Here is a 17,424-nt window from a genome sequence, read left to right on the forward strand (position 1 = left end):
CATGAGTAGTACATCACGTCCGACGCGCTTGATTGTCGGTATTTCCGGCGCCTCAGGCGCTATTTATGGCGTACGTCTGCTTGAACTTTTACGCCCGACGCCCATTGAAACCCATCTGGTCATGACGCCGTCGGCAGAGGTTACCCTGGCTCATGAAACCGATTATCGGGCACAGGAAGTCAGGGCGCTGGCAGATGTCTGTTATTCGAGCAAGGACATCGGGGCGTCCATTTCCAGCGGGTCCTTCAGGACACTGGGAATGGTGGTTGCCCCGTGTTCGGTGCGGTCCATGTCGGATATGGCCACCGGGTCCACCTCGACGCTGTTGACCCGGGCCGCGGATGTGGTGATGAAGGAGCAGCGTCGTCTGGTGCTGATGGTGCGCGAGACACCACTGCATCGAAATCACCTGCGTAACATGACTTCGCTGGCCGAAATGGGCGTCATCATTGCCCCACCGGTGCCGGCGTTTTATGCCCGTCCCGACAGTCTGATGGCCATGGTGGACCACAGTCTGGGACGGGTGCTGGATCTGTTTGATATTGATCTTGGCGTTGTGTCGCGCTGGAAGGATGACTTGGCGCCATGACGGCCGCCGAGAACTTGATTTTCCCTTTTGACAGTAATGAGGTTCAGCATGCATCACATGGATGTGCAGGTGCTGGAAAAGGCACTTGAATGGGCGCGCGAGGGTGAAACCCTGTGGTTTTGTACGGTGCTTTCTACATGGGGCTCATCGCCTCGTCCGCCGGGGTCGTTGCTGGTTGCCTGTGCGCGCGGTGAATATGTCGGGTCGCTGTCAGGCGGATGCGTAGAAGAGGCGTTTATCACGGCCCTCGTGGATGGCCTGCTCGACAAGCCGGTTCAATGCGTTGATTACGGGGCCAGTCAGGAAGAAGGTCAGCGACTTCATCTGCCGTGCGGTGGCGTATTGAGGGTGATGATCGAGCGCCGGCCCGCCGACGCCGAATGGCTGACGCACCTGGAAGTGCTGCATGCCACCTTGCTGGGCCAGCGGCGGCTGGTACGCCTTGTCACTCCGGCGTCCGGGCGTTACCGCGTCGAACTGGACGAGCAGGCCAGTGGTCCGGTGGTTGAAGAGGACGCCACCCGGATTCGTGTCAGGGTAGGCCCTGCGCTTCGGCTGGTACTCGCGGGCATTTCGCCGGTAGCCACCTTCTGCGCGCAATTTGCGCACCTGGCCGGCTTTGAAGTGATTGTCTGTGATCCCCGCGAAGCGGAGCGGCGCGCCTTTGATGTGCCAGGTGTGGAGGTGCAGAACGTGCTGCCGGCACTGTTTATTGCCTCCGGCGCCACCCATGGGGCAACGGCGATCGTGGCCCTGACCCATGACCCGCGTCTGGACGATCCATCCATGATCGAGGCGGTCAGGACGGATGCCTTTTATATCGGTGTGATGGGGTCCCTGCGTACCTCCAGGGCAAGGGCCGAGCGACTCAAGCGGTCGGGGGGGCTTGATGACGAGGATATCGCCCGTATTCACATGCCGGTCGGGCTGGATATCGGCAGCAAGGCGCCGGCAGAGATTGCTCTGGCCGTCGTGGCAGACATCGTGCGGGCATTTCGCGCGCTGGCCGCGGATGAAACGCGCCCCGATGACGTGCTTTCCGCGTGATGTTGCCGGTTGTGGTGTTGGCAGCGGGGCGAAGTCACCGGTTCGGCGCGGACAAGCGCCAGGCGATACTGCCTGATGGACAGGGTATCCTCGCCACGACGCTTGCCACATTCAGGCATGCTCCGGCACGGTTTGTGGCGCTGAGGCACAGCGACCGATGCACTGACTGGTGCGAGGACCTGCTCGCCGCACACCCGGGCTGGGTGCCGATCTTTTGTCATCGAGCCGAACAGGGCATGGGCGCGAGCCTGTCCGAGACGATGGCGGCCGTCTCTTCGTGCCTTTCCTCCCGGGCTGTCATGATCGCCCTCGGAGACATGCCCTGGATTCAGCCGGCTACCCTTCACCTGCTGGCGGCTCGGGCCAGTGAAATGCGGGTCGTTCGGCCCCGGTACGAGGAAGGCGGAGCAGGGGGGCATGTTCCGGGCCATCCGGTCGTCTGGGGGCGACGCTTCTGGCCCGCCCTTCAGGCGCTGGACCGGGACGAAGCCGGTCGGGCGGTGCTGGCTCAATACCCTGAGGCGCTTGATGAGGTGCCTATCAATGACCCGGGCGTGATTCGTGATATTGACCGGCCTCGTGACCTGGATCTGTCTCAGGACGAGAAGGCGAAATGAAGGCGCTCCGGCCGTGCCGAGGGCTTGCCGAAGCTGTATTCGGCCCGGCGCTCGGTCAGGTTCATGACCAGCGTGAACAGGGTCTCCATTTGTTCGCTGTCCGGCACCCTGGTATCACGATGACGGCAAATGCTCCAGGGGGCATTGTCTTCGTCACTGAGCCGTTCATACAGTGACTCGACGGACGGCGTGGTTTCCCTGCTGATGGCACGCAGGCGCGCCAGACGTGTCATGGAGTCGTCATGCGGCATGTCCTCAAGGCCCGGCGGCAGGTGAGGTGCAATCAGGTGGTTGGTGTGAAAGAGATTGCCCTCGCGCGGTTTCATGGCGGCATCGCCCATCGGTGAAACCTCCATGGATGCGGCATTGCCATCGCCGTCACCGATCAGAAAATGGGCTGGTGAGGCGGTGCCTACATCATCAATCATGTCCAGTGCATGTTCGACACTGTCACTTTCAAGTACGCGTCGCAGCATGATATGAACCGGCAGCTTGGGTTCGCAGATTTGTGAACGCAGCGCGTTGAGACATACGCCTACGCCCTGATCATTCAGACCTACCTTGCCGATGATGCCACCTTCGGTAATCATGTGGATGGCCGGTTTGTTGTCCGGATAAAGTGTCAGGGTGATCAGGGCATCAGCCTGATCGGGAATCCAGTCCCAGTTCTGAGCCAGCCACTGGCTGCCATCGGCCGGGTGGCGTTGTGCCAGTGCGGAGCACCCATCGCTCTGAACGGGCCGGCTGGCATGGGTCAGCACGATTTCACTGCGTGCATTGAGCACTAGAATGTCCAGTGGCTCGACGCTCGCGCCCTCGGCAATTCCGTTCATTTCCTCCATCAGCTCCGGACATGCCTGCTCGATGGCCGGAATGAAGGACTCTGCCGTTCGGCGAGCTTCATTCCAGTCGATGCCGGCTACTTCCTCGAACATGCGCCGATAATTGGCCAGACCCAGCCTGATTTCCTCGGCAGCCAGGCGACCATGCGTTTCGCCCAGCGCCCAATGGCTGCCGCGTGCTTCTATCTGTGTCACCATGGATTGATATCCTCACTCTCGATAACAGCGTCCATTACGCCTGTAGTAAAGCCTGGTTCGCCATGGCCGTAACGTCGAGGGCCGTCCGGCTTTTTCAGGGATGTTTTTCGCCGTGATAACTGATTCCACTTCGTCTGCACCGTCAGTGACAAACCTCGATATTGCTGCCTTTCCACTGTTTGGCCGCCGATTGATCGAAGCCAGCGCCGGCACCGGCAAGACCTTTACGCTGGCAGCACTGTATGTCCGGCTGGTACTTGGGCATGGCGGTGACAACGCCTTTGCCCGATCGTTGATGCCGCCGGAAATTCTGGTGGTAACGTTTACCGAAGCGGCTACTCAGGAGTTGCGTGACCGTATTCGTCGTCGGCTGACCGAAGCGCGGGATGCGCTGCTGTCCAGTGACCCCATCACTGACAAGGTGCTGGCTCTACTGCTCGAGCCCTATACCCCGGAGGAGTGTCGCCACGCTGCTGCTCGGCTCGATCAGGCCGCTCGAATGATGGATGATGCCGCCATTTTCACCATCCATGGGTTTTGCCAGCGGATGCTGAAGCGCCATGCCTTTGACAGTGGCAGCCTGTTTGCCTCTACGCTGGTGCAGGATATTGCGCCACTGTATCAACAGGTGGTGGATGATTACTGGCGCCAGCAGTTCTACGGGCTAACGGTGGAGGCACAGGCGGTGATCGGCAGGCTCTGGAGCGGGCCGGACGCGCTGGGGCAGGCTGTGCGCCCTCTGGTGATGGACGGGCGACCGATGCCGCTTTACTGGGACAACGTCCTGATCGAAAGCCCTGAATCGGTGGAGCAGGCGCTGTCTGCCGTGCTGGCCTTTGACGCTGCACTGGCCGCTCAAAAGACTGCGTTGCAACAATTGTGGTCGCGCGAACAGGTAGCGATTACCCATTGCCTGTCGGAGGCCGTCGAGCAGAAGCGGCTTAATGCGCGCAGCTTCAGTCTGGAGGACCTTCAGGAGAAGTGGTCGCTGCTTGAACAGTGGCTGAGCTCGCCATCCCTGACATTTCCGAGTGCCCTGCGCGACAGCAAAAAACAGCCGTTTTGCGGCCGTACTCGTATCCGCGATGCGGTGAAAAAAGGCCACGACGCCCCGGAGCATGCCTTCTTCGCGCAGCTGGAAGACTGGGTCGATCTGGGGGACCATCCGGAAGACCCGACGCCGGGGCTGATGGCTCACGCCCGGGACCATATCTGTCAGGCGCTCCTGCGTGAAAAGCGTCGCCAGGCCCAGTGGACCTTCGACGACCTTCTCAATGAGCTGGATGACGCGCTGGCCGGCCCTGCGGGGTCACGGCTGGCCGGGCGTATCCGTGATGAGCTTCCCGTGGCCCTGATCGATGAGTTTCAGGATACCGACCCGGTACAGTATCGAATTTTTTCAACAATCTATCCGGTTACGCGGCTGGACCAGGCGCTTTTGCTGATAGGGGATCCCAAGCAGGCCATCTACAGCTTCCGTGGTGCCGATATTGAAACCTATCTGGCGGCACGGCGTTCGGCCGATTCTCACCACACGCTTGAGCGGAATTTTCGCTCTACGTCGGCCATGGTCGACGCGGTCAACCGGCTGTTCAAGGCGCGGGTTAATCCGTTCAGCAGCGAAGAAATCCCGTTTCAGGCGGTGACAGCGAACGGGCTGGATACGCGGCTGGAAGCGCAGGGCGTTACCCTGCCGGCCATGGGGTTCTGGTGGCCGGAGACCAGCCATTCCGTCTCCGTCAGTGACTACACCCGCCTGATGAGCCAGGCGCTGGTCAATGATATCCGCTGCCTGCTTGATTCCGGGCGCGCCGGTCTCGCCGGGTTTCGGCGCGACGAGCATACACCGCTGACGCCGATCAGGCCGGCAGATATTGCCATCCTGGTCCGTACCGGTCGAGAAGCGGATCTGGTGCGACAGGCGCTGGATGCGCAGGGGATCAAGAGTGTCTATCTGAGTCAGAAACGCTCGGTGTTCGAGTCGGCAACTGCCTTTCAGGTGTTGCAGGTGCTGGAGGCAGCGTCCAACCCACGGGACGATCGCCGGCTGCGTGCTGCCCTGGCGACGCGGCTTTTATCGGATGACCTGTCGGTTGTGGCCTCGCTGAGCGAGGACGAGATGGCCTGGGAGACCATGATCGAGCGCTTTGATGGCTATCACCGGCGCTGGCAGCGTGATGGGGTGCTGCCAATGCTGCGTACCGTGATGCAGGATTTCGATATCGGGGGGCGGTGTCTTTCCTGGCCGGATGGAGAGCGTCAGTTGACCGATCTGCTGCATCTGGGTGAACTGGCGCAAATGGCCAGCCAGTTTCTGGAAGGGGAGCAGGCCCTGATGCGCTGGTTGCACCGGTCCCTGTCAGGGCATGTCGAGCAGGGCATGAGTTCGGATGCACTGGTGCAGCGGCTTGAAAGCGATGAGGCACTGGTGCGTGTGATTACCCTGCACAAGGCCAAGGGGCTACAGTATCCGGTCGTCTATCTGCCCTTTATTGCCAATTATCGAGAGATCAAGGACACCGCCGGACCAGTGGTACTGTCGGATCCCGAGCTGGGTCGCTTCCAGGCCTGGCATTTGAGCCCGGAGCAGCGCACTTCTGCAGATCGACAGCGGCTCGAGGAGGACATGCGGCTACTGTATGTAGGGCTGACCCGTGCACAGTACGCCTGCCGTCTGGGACTGGCTCCCGTGTTCAAGGGGCGAAAGGGCAGGCAGCACCCCGAGGATGCCACCTCGCTTGACAGGTCTGCCATTGGCTGGCTGCTGGAGGAACGGGGAGATATCACCCGTGGTACGGCAGTGCTTTCAGCATTACGCGGACTGGATGCGCCGGACATCAGTGCCTGTCTGGCACTGCCCGAGCCGATTCAGTCGGCGCCAGTGGCCAGCGGACCTGCCACGGAAACGGGGGCGGCACGGTTGTTCACGGGCCGGGTAGATCGGCGATATGCCGTCAGCTCCTATTCACAGTTGATGCGGCGTACCCAGGCGGCATCGACGGATGACGAGGCGCCGATGCAGGGCGTGGACGTGGAAGTGGTTGATGAGCGGACCCCCTTGCCGCTGCCTCCGGGGGATACCCTGCTTGATTTTCCTCGCGGGCCGGGGCCGGGAACCTTCCTTCATGCGTTACTTGATCAGGTGGACTGGCCTCGGCTGGGGGAGGAAGAACATGACTCCTCCCTTCGGGTCTGGCTTGAGCATCGACTGCTTCAGGGAGGGATGGAAGCGCGCTGGGGACCTGTACTCATTGATGCGGCACGCCGCCTGGCATCTCGTCGTCTGGCGGCGCCGGAGGTGACGCTGGCCGGCCTTGATCGCTGGAAGGTGGAGGTTGAGTTCTGGGTGCCGGTCCACGGGGTTAATGTTGCATCACTGGACCAGGCCATTCGCCAGATGGACCCGATAGCTACCCGTCGACCGGCTCTGGGAGCATGGCAGCTTAGTGGTATGGTCAAGGGCTTCATTGATCTGCTGGCCGAGAAGGATGACTGCTGGTACATCATTGACTGGAAATCCAATCATCTGGGAGACCGGCTGGAAGATTATCGCGCCGAGGCCATGGAGGCCGCGGTTGCCGAGCATCGCTACGACGTGCAGTACTGGCTGTATGCGCTGGCGGTGCATCGACTGCTGCGTTCTCGTGTGCCGGACTATGATCCGGCGCGTCATTTTGGGGGGGTGCGTTATCTCTTCCTCCGTGGTTTTGCCGGGGAGGTCGCCGATGAGGCGCTGGGTATCTGGGCCCGCACTCCCACCGCTGAACAATTGAACCGGCTTGATGCGCTGTTTGAACAGCCGATATCCGACATCGACCGCAGTGAGGTGGCGCATGGTGCATGAACAGGGCGAGCTGGGACTGGAAGCGCCGGCAGCGCTTCCCGCTGTCGACCAGGTGCTGACGTTACTCGAGCAGTGGAGCGAGCGAGACTGGATTCGGCCCATTGATCTGCACTTTGCTCGTTTCATTGCCGAGCAGGGGGAGCAGGATAGCCTCGTTGTATTGCTTGCCATGCTGGTCAGTCATCAGTCGGGTCGCGGCCATATCTGTCTGGTGTTGAAGCGTTTCCAGGCCTCGCCGTGTGCCTATGTACAGTTGCCTCCGGAAGTGGATGAGGGCGGCGACCTGACATGCCTGCTGTCAGTGCTGGCCCAGGAGCCTCTATCGGAGCGGCTGCTCGGCTCATCAATGGTCTCGGCCGGCGACGGTAGTGCACCTATGGTGCTGGATCGGGAGCGCCTTTATCTACGCCGCTTCTGGCGCAGCGAATGCCGGGTGGCCTCGAAAATACGGGCGCGGATGGGCCCGTTGTTACCCGCTGACCAGAAGACGGTCGCGCGGCTTGATGTTCTGTTTCCTGCCGGCCCGGAGCAGCCGGACTGGCAGCGTCTGGCATGTGCGCTGGCACTGCGACAGCGATTCTGCGTTATTTCCGGCGGACCCGGGACGGGCAAGACCACTACGGTGGCCAGGTTGCTGGCGTTGCTGCAGGAGCAGGCGCTGGAAAATGACGGGGTACCGCTGGTGATCGAAATGGCCGCGCCGACCGGCAAGGCGGCGGCACGACTGACCGAATCGATCAGTGGCGCACTGGCCCATCTGCCCGTAAGTGAGTCAGTGAAGGCTGCACTTCCACGGGAGGCTGTGACCCTGCATCGGTTGCTGGGCGCGCGCCCGGATACACGACGCTTTCGCTTCGGTGAACGGATGCCCCTGCCACTGGATGTTCTGCTGGTGGATGAGGCTTCCATGATCGACCTGGAGCTGATGGCCGGTTTGATGGAGGCCCTGCCGGCTCGTGCGCGCCTGATTCTGCTGGGAGATCGCGATCAGCTGGCCTCGGTGGAGGCGGGCGCTATTCTCGGGGATGTCTGCGAAGGTGCCTGGCCCCCGGCGTTCAGTACCGATGTGGCTGACTGGCTGACTCAGGCCTCGTCATATCCGCTTGCCCCTTCTACCACGGAACGCTGTATTGCCGATCACGTCGTGGTGCTGCAAAAGAGCTACCGATTTGATGCCGGCAGCGGCATCGGCGCTCTATCGAGGATGATCAATCAACGTGATCCGGCGGGGGCAAGGCAGGTGCTGGAAGCCGGTTATACCGATATTGCACTCGAGCCCCTGGGCGAGATTCGTGCTCGCTGGCATATCAGCCGTGCCGTTGAGGGGTATCGTGCCTGCCTTGAACAGGTACATCAGCAGGCCGCGCCGGAAGACGTACTCGGGGCCTTTCAGCAATTTCGGGTATTGTGCGCGCTGCGCAGGGGCGAATGGGGCGTCGATGCCCTGAACCAGGCGATTGCTACGGCGCTTTTCAACCGTGGGCTGATCAGTGATGATCATGGCTGGTACGCCGGTCGCCCGGTCATGGTGACAAGCAATGACCGCCAGTTGAATCTTTATAATGGCGATATCGGGATAGCGCTGCCGGACGCCGCTGCCGGAGGGCGACTGAGGGTGTTTTTTGATCAGGGAGAGCGCGTTCGGGCGGTTCTGCCCGGCCGACTGACCAGTGTTGAAACGGCTTATGCCATGACGGTTCATAAATCCCAGGGGTCGGAGTTTTCATCAGTGTTGTTTATCGTGCCGGATCGTCACTCCCCATTGCTTACCCGTGAGCTTTTATATACGGCGGTCACGCGTGCAAAGACGCGCTGCGATATCGCAGCGCGTCGTCCCGAGGTTTTTTTTGAAGCCATGCGGCACCGTGTTGAACGATCTTCCGGTTTACAGTGCCGCCTTGACGTCAAGGATGGGTCAGGCTCCGCGTCCGATATGGGTGGGCTAACCAGCACGGGGCCGGGTCAGAATGGAGGACATCAGTGAATGAGGCCGTTGTCCCATTGAGGCCATGCGCTCTACACTGACCTGGCGGATATTGACGCCAAGCACTGCACCCATGGACACGATCAGCATGACGATACCGTCCATGACCTCGGCCAGTTGCGAAGGATCAAGAATGATCGCAACACCGAGCATGACGCTGATCCACCCGAAGGACAGGGCCATGGTCCAGCCAATGGCCGAGCGCCAGCGGCTTTTGAACCCGTCTGTACTGGACAGTTCAGACTGCATGGTGGTGTTGATGCTCTTCAGCTGGTCAGTCCGTGCGCCATGCTCTATTTCCTGGCGTCGTGTGTCGTGCTCCAGCGTGGATTGCTTGAGTTGGGTTTCAAGTTCAGCCAGCTTGACGGCTGCTGCCGGATCGGTCTTCAGGGCTTCATGAATGGCATCCGGGGTGTTTTCTACTCCCAGGATTCGTGAAACAGCCTGACCTACCAGGTGGCCGGCAGGCCCTGCAAGTGCCTGTCCCACGGTTGGGGCCATGCTTGCAACAGTGTTGGCAATATTGGTCCAGTTCATGGGGTGGTCTCCTTGGTCAGGGTGGATTGCATGGACATCAAATCCATCAAAAGTTGTCGATATTGACGCTCTTCTCGCTCTGTTGCGGTCATCCAGGCATGTTGGGATACGGCGCCGGAATGCGGGGGGGTTGCATTTCCTTGCAGGCTCAGTCGCTCGTCGTGTCGAATCACCATGTCGTGGGTCTCCATCAGCGTCTGTCCAGCCCAACCGATAACTCCTGTCATCAGTACTGCCAAAGCGGAGGAGATTTGTGGGTAGCCAAATGAGGCGGTTCCAGTAGTCATCTCAGTGATCTCCGTTGGTGGACGCAACCATCATCACAAATTGTTTCTGTAAGTTACATTAGATGGGCGTGTAAGAAGGCCTGAGACGCGGGCAGCAGGAATCAAGCAGTAAAATACTTTAATATTCAATGATTAAGTAATTTTTAATTTAAAGGATTGCTTTTCCCGATTGTACAAAAGTACACAGTACGTTGATCAGCCATGGAGCCGGCATGACACAACAGATAATTGACGGGGATGCCTGGCAGGTAATCCTTGCAGTACGTGATCGTGACAATACGGCCTGTCAGCGCTCGGAAATCCGGTTTGATGAGGGGGTCATCAGACTGCAGAGAGACGGCGCATGGAGCAGTGATACACTGCTTCCGGCGCAGACAGTGCGTCTGTTTGATCTGTATCTGCCCCTGGCGATGGCGGGGCCGATGGTCATCGGACAGCTGGGACAGAGCCTGGATGGGCGTATTGCCACGGTTACAGGCGCCTCACGCTATGTGACCGGGCAGGAAGGGCTGGTTCATCTTCATCGACTGCGCGCGTTGGTGGATGCGGTCATCGTTGGTGCTGGCACGGCCTCGGCCGATGACCCCCGATTGACGGTTCGGCTGGTGGCCGGTCGTCATCCGTGCCGTGTGGTACTGGACCCGCGTCACCGGGTTGACTCGAATCTGGCGCTGTTCACGGATAATGCGGCCCCTACGTTGCATCTGGTGAATGAACCTGCATCAGAACCACCTTCGCCTCATGTTGACTATCTGGATATTTCACAATGTCAGGCGTCAGATGGCAGTCGACCGGAACAGATCCTTGCGTTGCTGGCCGCCAGAGGACTGTCACGGGTACTGGTCGAGGGCGGAGGGCTTACCGTGTCACGATTTCTGGAGGCAGGCTGCCTTGATCGTCTGCATGTCATGGTGGCACCCATGTTGATCGGTTCCGGACGACCGGCATTTACCCTGCCTGATATCGAGGAGCTGGATCAGGCACTGAGGCCGGAATGCCGTACATGGACGATGGGATCAGATGTCCTGTTCGACTGCCGCTTCCCCGGCTCTGTGTGAAGAGGTCTGCTGGTGTGGTGGCGTGTTCTGCCGTCCCATCAGCATCACAATGGCACCAGGCAGGCTTGAAACCAGCACGGTGGCACCATAGGCGACTGAAATTGCTACGCCTTCGCTGGAGGAGAGGCCGGCCGAGGCCCATATCAGCGCCGCCGCTCCTTCCCGAACTCCCCACCCCCCGATCGACAAGGGCAGTGCCATCGCCATCAGCACCGGTGGAATCAGTGCCAGCAGGGTCAGACTGTCGAGCGTGCTGCCCAGAGCACGTGCGCAGCAGGCATAAGCACCAATATAGGTCGCTACGATTACCAGCGAGCCGCTCAACTGTTTAATCCAGAGGTGGCTGCCGCACAGGCTTAAGGCGATGTGATGGCCGAAGCGCGCCAGCGCCTTTCTTGTCGATGTGCGAAAAAGAAGCAGGCTTCCGATACCTGCCAGCCCTGCCAGAAGAATCTGACCGGTGGTGCCTGACGGTTCACTGCGATGAAATGAAGTCAGCACGACAGGATGGGTGGCCAGCATGATGCCGGCAATCAGCAGCAGGGCCAGTTGGCCTGATGCTCGTTCGATCATGACGGCATGGAAGGCGCGGGTTCGCGAGGCCTGTCGGTGACCGTGTCGCCAGGCGCGCGCCACGTCGCCACCCACTCCACCGGGTAACAGCTGATTGAGAAAGGTGGCGATGTAATATTCGCTGACGGCCCGACGCAGCGATAGTGACAGTCCGAGGGCATGGGTCGTCAGCTGCCAGCGCCAGGCCGACAGAAAGACCTGCGGCAGGGTCAGCAGCAGAGCCAGTAACAGCCAGGCTGGAGAGGGGGCCGACAGGGACTGACGTATATGTGATATATCCAGCGTATACGCCATGATGCCAAGACACAGGGCCATGAACGCAAGACGCAGCCCCGTGTGCATTACAGGGCCTGATGCCACTGGTCTGGCACCGCCAATACATCCTGATGCCCGACATTGATGGTGATTTTTCCCTGATTAACCCCTTCAAGCCGTGCCGCGAGCCATGCTTGAAGTGCATCGTGCTGCGAAGCAGGCACCACCTCAAGCGCGGCATCAACCCGCTCACTCAGCAGACGCTCGGCCAGGGCGAGGTCGCCAGTGCCCGAGGCGCGAGACAACTGCCAGTCAGCGGGAGCGCAATGTACCTGATACCCTGCATCGGCCAGCAATTCAGCCGCAATACGCCAGCCCTCGCTGCCACAGGCTGTACCCAGCCCGCGTTCCTGTTGCTGGTGATGGTTGATGGCCTCTTCCATCAACATATCGAGCCGCTTCAGTGCCGGATTTCCGTCAGGGTCCTCGATAAAAAAGCGCCCATCAACGCTCATGGTCATCATGACTACCATGCAGTGACTTGAGCAGTGCGCTACAAGTGCCTCAAGCCAGGGGCGGGATACCAGGTCCAGTAGCGCTGAGGCGGTCACCAGTGTGGTGGAGGGCGGAACAAGTTCTGCCGGGTGGGCAATGCTGCTCAAGTGGCTGGAAAGCTCAAGCTGCCCTGATGACAGGGTGGGAGCACTGACCATGGCTTCATCAAGCAGAATCGGGTCATGATCAATCAGCTGCCAGTGCTGATCAAACGGCAGGCGAGGTGCCAGATAGCGGCAGTTGCTGCCTCGACCACACCCCAGATCGACAACAGCCAGGCGCTTGTGCGCCTGGCTGTTCAGTGCATCAATCAACGGTGCGAGCAATGACGGATGGCGCGACCGGTGGTCGACAGGTTCCCTCAGCGTCAGCCAGTCCGATGCGAACTGGCTGCCCGGTGCCGGTGAAGCGGCCGCTGTCATGCTGGCTGCTCATGGCGTACCGCCTTCATGAAGCGATACCCGGTATCCGTCCAGAGTCTCAGGCTTGAACGGGCTTCCAGCGCCCCCTGGGCGAGCTGCTGGCGGGCCTTGTTGTCCTGCAGCAGATGCCTGAGGGTGTTCGACAGGGCGTTGGTATCACCGGGAGGCAGAGTAATGCCTGCATTACGGGGCAGGGTTTCCATCAGTGCGCCACCGTTCATGGTTACAACCGGCACGCCGTAGGCGATGGCTTCGCTGATGACCATGCCGTAGCTCTCGAAGTAAGAGGGCAGTACGAACAGGCTGGCGCGCTGATACATGGATTGCAGCTGCTCGCCCTGATACTCGCCATGCAGTTCAATGCGTTCTTCCAGTCCGTGGGCCTTGATGCGGGCGCGCACGTCATCGACGTATTCCGGATCTCGTTCCAGATCACCGACGATATCGCATTTCCAGCCAAGATCAGACAGCTCAGCGAGCGCATCGACCAGCAATGCCTGCCCCTTGCGCGGGATGACCGTGGCCACGCACAGCAGCCGACGTGGATGGAGATCCGGTTGCGAGGCCGCTACCTTGTCGACGCCGGGCTCAACGACACGAATGGTATCGGGTTCAATGCCATAGTCCGCCAGGCGCCGTGCCATGAAACGACTGGTAACAATGATGTCATCCATGGCCGCTAAAGTACGCTTTTCCTGTGCCATGTACTGCTGGCGTGTCTGATCGGGCAGACCGGTCTCGTCAGCAATCGGAAGGTGGACCACGGCGGTCAGGTGCAGCCGGTGCTGATGGGCCTCGACAATATCGGGCAGGTTGGCGATGGCCAGCCCGTCACAAATGACCCGGGACTGGTCGGGTAGAGCGCTCAACGCATGGTCAAGTGCCCTGCGTGCCGTGTCATCACCCTGTGGAAACACGCCTTCCAGTTCAATGACGTTGACATCGATATCATGACGACGAAGGGTGTTGATCACGCGCGCATTGTAGATATAGCCACCGGTCAATTGATTGAGCCGGCCGGCGGAAACGAAATTGAATGTATCCATGCTTAGTGATTCTCCTTCAGTTCGCCTTCGTAGCTTGCCCAGGCGATGTGCGATTCGTGCAGTGTGACTGCCATGGCAGTCAGTGCCTTGCCGGTGTCTCCCAGCTTCCCTTCATTGATAGCATGAGCGAGGCGGTCAAAGACAGCCCGCGCCATGAATTCAGTGGTGGTATTTCGTCCCTTGAACGCCTTGAGGTCATCAAGGTTTTCGAAATTGAAGGCGCTCAGTACGTCAGACAGCGCCTGGCTGGCCAGGCCGATGTCCACGATCAGGTCCTCATCGTCCAGCTCGGGGCGCTTGAATGTCACGTCAACGATATAGGTTGCACCGTGCATCTTCTGGGCCGGGCCAAAGGTATCACCGTTGAAACTGTGGGCGATCATGATGTGGTCGCGAACGGTCAGGCTATACATGGTGTTATCCTGAAAAGTGAAAAGGGTGTAACGCGAGTGTTGTCAGCAGTACGACACGCGATGACACAGTGTATCCGGGTTCTTCACGATGTCGGCGTAGTGTTCAGGCAGGTGCTCGAACGGACTTTCTCCGTTGATCAGGGTGTCGAAGCGCTCATCGCACAGTAACGCCATTGCCTTTTCCAGGCGGCGTCGATAGTTCCAGCGCGGTTGCTGATCAGGAGCAATGGTTCCGACCTGACTTGAGCGAAGTGTCAGGCGCCGGGAATGAAACGTCTGGCCAAGCATCAGCGGCACTGCGGTAGAGCCGTACCAGCTCATTTCAATGATGCGGCCTTCCTGGCCTGCCAGTGTCAGCGCCGTTTCAAGCCCTTTCGGGTGTCCACTGGCGTGAATGATGACATCGCGCTCCCTCGATGCCTCTTCGGCGGACAGGCGATGATCAAGCCCCAGGTGGGAGAGTGTCGTTGTTCTCGAGGCGGCCGGGTCGATGACTTCGACGTCGGTGCCGACAATGCCCTTGCAGAGCGAGGCGACCAGCAGGCCAACCACGCCGGCACCGATGATCGTTATTCGATCGCCTATGCGTGGTGCTGCGTCCCAGACACCGTTCAGAGCCGTTTCCATGTTCGCTGCAAGCACGGCACGTGCCGGGGGGAGGCCCGCCGGAAGTGGCGTTATTGCATCTTCCGGTACCAGAAAGCAGTCCTGATGGGGGTGAAGGCAAAATACCATCTGTCCGGCGAGCGGCCCGGTTTCGGCCCTGCCCACGGCGCTGTAGCCATACTTTACCGGCCATGGAAATTCGCCGGCCTGAAAGGGAGCGCGCATGCGTTCCCTTTCGCTCTCCGGAATGCGCCCTTCAAAAACCAGTCGCTCGGTCCCCCGGCTGATGCCGCTGTAATGGGTCGTGATCAGTACCGACTGATCAGTGGCAGCGTGGAGGGGCGTGTTACGCAACTCGCCACGCTGGCAGTCAGTAATCCAGAATGCTCGGGAAGTACGGCGCACTATGCCTGCTCCTTGTACGTTCACATGGCCATAGCGCCAATACGCTACAAATATTGTACTGCTGGCTGCTCAGTTAAGCTGATTTAGCCTTGATGTCAATGGTGTGTGCCACCGTATGGCCGTACCACAAGGTCTGACAAGTCGATGTAAGCTATAGTCAAATGAGTCGAAGCCTGTTTGCGAAAGTGGCTTGAGTACGCCTTTGAAGTTATAAAATAGTTATACAGATGTGGGTCAGGGAGTGCCTCGATGGAACAGCCGCTTTGGTGGAATGACATGAAGGCTCGTGCACCTGGCGGGGAATGGGTGCTGCTGGAGCTTTTTGTCGGACTCTGGGGGTTACAGTGGCTGGCAAGTCACAATCCCGGGTTGAGCCACTCAGTGCCGGGCGTGGGTCAGACCGCGTTTGCAAGCTACTGCATTTGCGGTTTTCTGGTCTGGACAGCCTTGCGCCGATATGGGCAGCGCCATCTGGGATGGGCCAATGCCGTCACACTGCTTCGTTGTGTCATTGTCTGCTATCTGGCAGGCATGGTGATGTATGCCGAACATATTCGCTCGGATATGCTGGCCTTTCTGCTTCTGGCACTGGTGGCGCTATCGCTTGATGGCGTTGATGGCTGGACCGCACGACGCTTTCAGTGTGATTCATCGGTAGGCGCGCGCTTTGATATGGAACTGGATGCCGGGTTCATTCTGCTTCTGAGCATTGCGGTATGGCAACTGGAGCAGGTGGGGGCATGGATCATGCTGACAGGCCTTATGCGGTATCTGTTTATTGTGGCTGGTGCATGCTGGCCTGCCTTGAAGGCGCCCCTGTTTCCCTCTCGCCGACGCAAGGTGGTATGTGTGGTGCAGGTGGTGGCATTGATGATGTGTCTGCTGCCGTGGGTAGGGCCCTTGGCTGCTTCTATCATTGGCGCAGTGGCACTGGTGGCGCTGATCCATTCCTTTGGAGTAGATACGCTGTGGCTCTACAATACTGCCCGTCATCGCGATGTACTGTCCTGAACAGGGCGTGAAAATACCGGGCTAAAGGTGCGCCAGAAAGTCGGCTGTGCGACACTTCGCGCCCTTGTGATATTCCATTCCCTTTTGCGCTCATGTGATCGCGTCTGTCAGGCGCCATGGTAGATGATAATGCTGGATAATCCCCTTTCTCGTGTGGAAGATGCACGCCGTTTTTCCATAGCCCCCATGATGGAGTGGACCACGCGGGACTTTCGCGTTCTGGCCCGGTGCATGACCCGTCGTACCCTTTTGTATACCGAGATGGTAACCACTGGTGCCTTGCTTCATGGCAGCCCACGTACGCGTTTCATCGGTCATGACGATATCGAACACCCCCTGGCACTGCAGCTTGGTGGCAGCGACCCTGTTGCCCTTGCTGAGTGCGCGGCGATTGCAGAGCAATGGGGGTTCAGTGAGGTCAATCTGAATGTGGGTTGCCCGAGCGACCGGGTTCAGAATAATCTGATCGGTGCCTGCCTGATGGCTCATCCCGAGCTGGTAGGGCGTTGTGTCAGGGCCATGCAGGAAGTGGTCTCTATACCCGTGACGGTCAAGTGCCGCATTGGCATAGATGATCAGGATGCCGAGGCCGACCTGGCCCGGTTTATTCAGATTGTTTCCGATCACGGCGCACGCATCTTTACCGTGCATGCGCGCAAGGCCTGGCTTCAGGGGTTGTCGCCCAAGGAAAATCGGGATGTGCCTCCACTGGATTATGACCGGGTGCATCGCCTCAAGGCCGCTCGTCCTGAGCTGCACATTGGGATCAATGGGGGGCTCAAGACACTTGAGCAGTGTCAGGCACAGCTTGCCCATGTGGATAGTGTGATGGTGGGGCGCGAAGCCTATCAGAACCCGTATCTGCTGGCCGAGGTAGATGAGCGCCTGTGGGGAGGTGTGCCGGTTGTTTCCAGCCGTGCCGACGTGCTCAGGGCGTATCGACCCTACGTCGAGCGAAGGCTGGAAGAGGGCGCACGGCTCAATCATCTGACACGTCATATGCTGGGTCTTTTTCATGGCTGTCATGGCGGACGAGCGTTCAGGCGGCACCTGTCGGAGCAGGCCCATCGTCCCGGTGCGGGAATACAGGTGTTCGATGATGCTGCGGCTCTTGTGGTGTGATGTGATCCGGTCG

The 17,424-nt window shown here is 59.6% G+C and carries 16 protein-coding genes; 8 read left to right on the forward strand and 8 right to left on the reverse strand.

The features are described from left to right. Position 1: 1 nt before the first annotated feature. From OQ287_RS02035 to OQ287_RS02045, 3 genes are read left to right on the forward strand one after another with little or no spacing between them, the layout of a single operon-like run. Complete coding sequence (locus tag OQ287_RS02035) at positions 2–589, forward strand: UbiX family flavin prenyltransferase (protein WP_265895418.1); 588 nt, start codon at positions 2–4, stop codon at positions 587–589. A gap of 48 nt (positions 590–637) precedes the next feature. Continuing rightward, a complete protein-coding gene (locus OQ287_RS02040) occupies positions 638–1,636 on the forward strand; it encodes an XdhC family protein (protein ID WP_265895420.1) in 999 nt (332 codons plus the stop codon). Next, a complete protein-coding gene (locus tag OQ287_RS02045) occupies positions 1,636–2,253 on the forward strand; it encodes a nucleotidyltransferase family protein (RefSeq protein ID WP_265895897.1) in 618 nt (205 codons plus the stop codon). The genes OQ287_RS02040 and OQ287_RS02045 overlap by 1 nt, the downstream gene beginning before the upstream one ends. Here OQ287_RS02045 and OQ287_RS02050 read toward each other — a convergent pair. Further along, positions 2,232–3,293 carry a C45 family autoproteolytic acyltransferase/hydolase gene (locus tag OQ287_RS02050; RefSeq protein ID WP_265895421.1) on the reverse strand — a complete coding sequence of 354 codons (1,062 nt, stop codon included), beginning with the start codon at positions 3,291–3,293 and terminating at the stop codon, positions 2,232–2,234. The genes OQ287_RS02045 and OQ287_RS02050 overlap by 22 nt on opposite strands. Positions 3,294–3,405: 112 nt before the next feature. On the opposite strand from OQ287_RS02050, the gene recB reads away from it, so the two are divergent. Both recB and recD read left to right on the forward strand, forming a co-directional pair. Continuing rightward, a complete protein-coding gene (gene recB, locus OQ287_RS02055; protein WP_265895422.1) occupies positions 3,406–7,137 on the forward strand; it encodes an exodeoxyribonuclease V subunit beta in 3,732 nt (1,243 codons plus the stop codon). Further along, positions 7,127–9,121, forward strand: coding sequence for an exodeoxyribonuclease V subunit alpha (recD, locus tag OQ287_RS02060; protein ID WP_265895423.1), 1,995 nt, complete (start codon positions 7,127–7,129; stop codon positions 9,119–9,121). Before recB ends, recD begins: the two co-directional genes overlap by 11 nt. Here the strand turns inward: recD and OQ287_RS02065 are convergent. Both OQ287_RS02065 and OQ287_RS02070 read right to left on the reverse strand, forming a co-directional pair. After that, positions 9,080–9,658 carry a 3TM-type holin gene (locus OQ287_RS02065; protein ID WP_265895424.1) on the reverse strand — a complete coding sequence of 193 codons (579 nt, stop codon included), beginning with the start codon at positions 9,656–9,658 and terminating at the stop codon, positions 9,080–9,082. The genes recD and OQ287_RS02065 overlap by 42 nt on opposite strands. Beyond that, entirely contained in the window at positions 9,655–9,945 is a 291-nt protein-coding gene (locus OQ287_RS02070) for a hypothetical protein (RefSeq protein ID WP_265895425.1), read from the reverse strand. Before OQ287_RS02070 ends, OQ287_RS02065 begins: the two co-directional genes overlap by 4 nt. Before the next feature lie 212 nt (positions 9,946–10,157). Here OQ287_RS02070 and OQ287_RS02075 point away from each other — a divergent pair, with 212 nt between their 5' ends. Beyond that, positions 10,158–11,003 (forward strand): RibD family protein, encoded by an 846-nt coding sequence (locus tag OQ287_RS02075; RefSeq protein ID WP_250936362.1) that lies wholly within the window; start codon positions 10,158–10,160, stop codon positions 11,001–11,003. Here the strand turns inward: OQ287_RS02075 and OQ287_RS02080 are convergent. The 5 genes from OQ287_RS02080 to OQ287_RS02100 are packed head-to-tail and all read right to left on the reverse strand — an operon-like array spanning position 10,962 to position 15,278. After that, positions 10,962–11,918: a lysylphosphatidylglycerol synthase transmembrane domain-containing protein gene (locus OQ287_RS02080; protein WP_265895426.1), complete on the reverse strand. Its 957-nt coding sequence runs from the start codon at positions 11,916–11,918 to the stop codon at positions 10,962–10,964. The two genes, OQ287_RS02075 and OQ287_RS02080, sit on opposite strands and share 42 nt — an antisense overlap. Beyond that, positions 11,918–12,808 carry a class I SAM-dependent methyltransferase gene (locus OQ287_RS02085; RefSeq protein ID WP_265895427.1) on the reverse strand — a complete coding sequence of 297 codons (891 nt, stop codon included), beginning with the start codon at positions 12,806–12,808 and terminating at the stop codon, positions 11,918–11,920. Before OQ287_RS02085 ends, OQ287_RS02080 begins: the two co-directional genes overlap by 1 nt. Further along, positions 12,805–13,854 carry a glycosyltransferase family 4 protein gene (locus OQ287_RS02090; protein ID WP_265895428.1) on the reverse strand — a complete coding sequence of 350 codons (1,050 nt, stop codon included), beginning with the start codon at positions 13,852–13,854 and terminating at the stop codon, positions 12,805–12,807. Before OQ287_RS02090 ends, OQ287_RS02085 begins: the two co-directional genes overlap by 4 nt. A gap of 2 nt (positions 13,855–13,856) precedes the next feature. Next, the gene (locus tag OQ287_RS02095; RefSeq protein ID WP_250936366.1) at positions 13,857–14,267 is read right to left on the reverse strand and encodes a 6-pyruvoyl trahydropterin synthase family protein; all 411 of its coding nucleotides are present in this window, start codon (positions 14,265–14,267) and stop codon (positions 13,857–13,859) included. Positions 14,268–14,309: 42 nt separating this feature from the next. Further along, complete coding sequence (locus OQ287_RS02100) at positions 14,310–15,278, reverse strand: zinc-dependent alcohol dehydrogenase (RefSeq protein ID WP_265895429.1); 969 nt, start codon at positions 15,276–15,278, stop codon at positions 14,310–14,312. A gap of 249 nt (positions 15,279–15,527) precedes the next feature. On the opposite strand from OQ287_RS02100, the gene OQ287_RS02105 reads away from it, so the two are divergent. Together OQ287_RS02105 and dusA are read left to right on the forward strand one after the other, a co-directional pair. After that, positions 15,528–16,289 (forward strand): CDP-alcohol phosphatidyltransferase family protein, encoded by a 762-nt coding sequence (locus OQ287_RS02105; RefSeq protein WP_265895430.1) that lies wholly within the window; start codon positions 15,528–15,530, stop codon positions 16,287–16,289. Between the two features lie 129 nt (positions 16,290–16,418). Continuing rightward, positions 16,419–17,411 carry a tRNA dihydrouridine(20/20a) synthase DusA gene (gene dusA, locus OQ287_RS02110; RefSeq protein ID WP_250936369.1) on the forward strand — a complete coding sequence of 331 codons (993 nt, stop codon included), beginning with the start codon at positions 16,419–16,421 and terminating at the stop codon, positions 17,409–17,411. Positions 17,412–17,424 lie beyond the last annotated feature (13 nt).

This window comes from Larsenimonas rhizosphaerae (assembly GCF_026240105.1).
Taxonomy (GTDB): Bacteria; Pseudomonadota; Gammaproteobacteria; order Pseudomonadales; family Halomonadaceae; genus Larsenimonas; species Larsenimonas rhizosphaerae.

Coding starts and splice junctions, on each gene's coding strand:
- OQ287_RS02065 (WP_265895424.1), bottom strand. CDS start 9,658: ATGAACTGGACCAATATTGCCAACACTGTTGCAAGCATGGCCCCAACC.
- OQ287_RS02090 (WP_265895428.1), bottom strand. CDS start 13,854: ATGGATACATTCAATTTCGTTTCCGCCGGCCGGCTCAATCAATTGACC.
- OQ287_RS02105 (WP_265895430.1), top strand. CDS start 15,528: ATGGAACAGCCGCTTTGGTGGAATGACATGAAGGCTCGTGCACCTGGC.
- OQ287_RS02070 (WP_265895425.1), bottom strand. CDS start 9,945: ATGACTACTGGAACCGCCTCATTTGGCTACCCACAAATCTCCTCCGCT.
- OQ287_RS02045 (WP_265895897.1), top strand. CDS start 1,636: ATGTTGCCGGTTGTGGTGTTGGCAGCGGGGCGAAGTCACCGGTTCGGC.
- OQ287_RS02040 (WP_265895420.1), top strand. CDS start 638: ATGCATCACATGGATGTGCAGGTGCTGGAAAAGGCACTTGAATGGGCG.
- OQ287_RS02050 (WP_265895421.1), bottom strand. CDS start 3,293: ATGGTGACACAGATAGAAGCACGCGGCAGCCATTGGGCGCTGGGCGAA.
- OQ287_RS02075 (WP_250936362.1), top strand. CDS start 10,158: ATGACACAACAGATAATTGACGGGGATGCCTGGCAGGTAATCCTTGCA.
- OQ287_RS02035 (WP_265895418.1), top strand. CDS start 2: ATGAGTAGTACATCACGTCCGACGCGCTTGATTGTCGGTATTTCCGGC.
- OQ287_RS02080 (WP_265895426.1), bottom strand. CDS start 11,918: ATGCACACGGGGCTGCGTCTTGCGTTCATGGCCCTGTGTCTTGGCATC.
- recD (WP_265895423.1), top strand. CDS start 7,127: ATGGTGCATGAACAGGGCGAGCTGGGACTGGAAGCGCCGGCAGCGCTT.
- OQ287_RS02085 (WP_265895427.1), bottom strand. CDS start 12,808: ATGACAGCGGCCGCTTCACCGGCACCGGGCAGCCAGTTCGCATCGGAC.
- dusA (WP_250936369.1), top strand. CDS start 16,419: ATGCTGGATAATCCCCTTTCTCGTGTGGAAGATGCACGCCGTTTTTCC.
- OQ287_RS02095 (WP_250936366.1), bottom strand. CDS start 14,267: ATGTATAGCCTGACCGTTCGCGACCACATCATGATCGCCCACAGTTTC.